This window comes from Rhizobium sp. CCGE 510, from assembly GCF_000292525.1.
Taxonomy (GTDB): Bacteria; Pseudomonadota; Alphaproteobacteria; order Rhizobiales; family Rhizobiaceae; genus Rhizobium.
On record NZ_AEYF01000068.1, the window covers coordinates 1 to 1,952 of the forward strand.

The following is a 1,952-nucleotide window of genomic DNA, read 5'->3' on the forward strand; positions in this document are numbered from 1 at the left end:
GGCTGTCGCAAGGATCGGGGACGATCGGACCGCACCCGGAGGGCCGAAATGAAATGAAGGGCGGCCAGGAGAAACTTTGTTGTTCCGCGAGGAATGGCGGCATTGCCGTCAGGGGAAGAAAGTTTTGCAAGGCCGTTGCGGAAGACGATCGAGGCGAAGCCGGTCTTCGATCAGACATGCCTCATCGAGCCCGCGAAGGACGTGGCTTGCTGCAGTGCTTGAAGGGATATGGCAATGGCGGCCCGTCACCCGACGCTTATCCCGGACGCCGCATAGATCGGTCCGCTGTGTTGTCCATATGCCAACCCCACGCCTGCCAGAACCACCGAGCGCGGGGCGTTGCATTGCCCATCCTCCGCGCTATCGTCGCGCCCTGCGATTCGTCGCCAGGAGGATCTATGCGTCAGCAGCCAAAGCCGTTTATCGTCGAAATCAAGCCGTCCCGGAAGCTCAAGCCGATCGACCGCAAAACCTCGATCTGGGGCAAACTGGACCTCATGGCTGATCGTGACGCGCCCACCGCGACCGACGGCCAAGTCTTGCCGGCCGCTGGCGAAGCCAACGACCGGCGATGACCAAGTCTTCACGCAGCGAGCCGCTCGCCGGCGGCGTCGGGCTGCAGGCCATGCAGAAAGGTCACAGCCCGTTGCGCATGCGCCGCCGCTGCAAAGATCGCCTTTCGGTCGTCCTGAAGCACAGTCATCCAGGACTTGATGTAACTGGCGTGATCGGGCCGCGGCTCCAGTTCTGGAACAATGCCGAGGTCGGCGCAGAGGAAAGAACTCCCAAGCTCGACCAGCATTTCTTCGAAGGCCCTGTCGCCGCGATCTTTGTGGTAGCGGCTCAGATCACGGTTCAGCCGATCGGGAGCCGCAGTCCAATGCAATGTTTCATGCGCCCGAGTGGCAACGAATGAAGCCATATCCTTGAAAGATTCCGGCCGCGGCAGCTGAATGTGGTCCGTAACCGGAGCGTAGTAGGCCTTGTCGCCACCATAGCGCACGACCGCGCCGGTGTTGTCGAAGAAGCGGTCGGCGTGCTCGATGCGTTCGAGTGGCTCGGCGACCGGATCCGGAAGCTGGTAAAACTGATCCGGCAAACCCTCCACCTGGTCGCAGTTGAACACCGAGTAGGTTTTGAGGAAGGGTATGTCGCGCTCGACGTCGTCGCCTCTGGCGTCCTTTTCGGTCTTCGTGAAGCGGCTGGCGTAGACGACGGTGGCGCCAGTTTCACCCTTGCGGATTTGCGCGCCAAGTTCGTTGGCCTGTCTCAAGGTCATCCAGGTAGGCGACGAAAATCCCCGGGCGATGCTCTCAGACCAGAGGAGCAGCACATTGATGCCCGAATAGGGCGCACCGTTGTGGCGCAGGGGCCGGGTGATCCGCCCGGAGGCGTTGCCGGCGCTCCAGGGCTGCACCCAGGGGCGAACGCCCTTCTCGAGGTCGGCGACGATCCGGTCAGTAATCCGCGTATAGATGTCGGTGCGAGGTTCGTTTTTCCTATTCGTCATGTTCTTGGACTCCATCATCGGGCAGCGACCATCGCGGCCCGTCACGGAGGTTCAGGAGCTGGGGTATTCGGGCAGCGAATGCACCGAAGGCCGAAACGTCAGTGGAGGACGGCAAAGCCGTTGCGATTTGCTGCCGGCCCCGGCAGAACCGACAACGGGACGGGTCGCGCATGTCGTCGCATCGTCCTTTTTCAGCTCATGCTTCCGAGCCGCAGGAAACTTGCCCGTGGACATGACGATGGCTGGCTCGCGAGGAGCCAGCCATCGGTCCGAGCGGGAAAATGGCGGGGCCGAAGCCCCGCCTGGTGAGATCAGCCAAGTGCGGCCATCTGGGCTTCGGCTGCCTTGCGGTCGAGCGAGGCGCCGGGGTTTTCAACCGGGCGGTCAAAGGGCTTCCAGACCTCGCCGACGATCTGCTCGTAGGCTAGGACGGCGCCCTCGG

At 62.6% G+C, this 1,952-nt stretch carries 2 protein-coding genes; one reads left to right on the top strand and one right to left on the bottom strand.

Annotated elements, in window-relative coordinates:
• The first annotated feature begins 398 nt into the window (after positions 1 to 398).
• Entirely contained in the window at positions 399 to 575 is a 177-nt protein-coding gene (locus RCCGE510_RS35370) for a hypothetical protein (protein WP_007637613.1), read from the top strand.
• Between the two features lie 8 nt (positions 576 to 583).
• On the opposite strand, the gene RCCGE510_RS32285 is transcribed toward RCCGE510_RS35370, so the two are convergent.
• Entirely contained in the window at positions 584 to 1,510 is a 927-nt protein-coding gene (locus tag RCCGE510_RS32285) for a zincin-like metallopeptidase domain-containing protein (RefSeq protein ID WP_007637615.1), read from the bottom strand.
• Positions 1,511 to 1,952: the final 442 nt, after the last annotated feature.